1 pseudogene is annotated in these 248 nt (G+C 57.3%); it reads right to left on the bottom strand.

Going from position 1 to position 248, the window contains the following annotated elements:
- Nucleotides 1–248 (bottom strand): annotated as a pseudogene (locus HBA93_RS22570) (biotin/lipoyl-binding protein); the annotation flags it as partial.

Here is a 248-nt window from a genome sequence, read left to right as displayed (position 1 = left end):
GAGCGAAGCTTCAGCGCGGGCAAGCTGGGCTTTGGCACTATCGACGGCAGCTTTAAATCTCGCGGGCTCAATCTGGAACAGGATATCACCTGCCTTAACATCCGAGCCTTCGGCAAAACTGCGCTTCAGAACAATGCCGCTGACACGGGCACGCACTTCCGCAAGGCGAACGGGCTGCAGGCGGCCCGGATATTCTTTCTGTAGCTGAATATCTTCGGTGAGGAGAGCGACCGGTCTGGTTACGAGAC

Origin of the sequence: Ochrobactrum sp. SFR4, from assembly GCF_019730395.1 — a bacterium.
In the GTDB taxonomy this organism is placed as follows: domain Bacteria; phylum Pseudomonadota; class Alphaproteobacteria; order Rhizobiales; family Rhizobiaceae; genus Pseudochrobactrum.
This window is presented reverse-complemented; position numbering and strand designations above follow the sequence as displayed.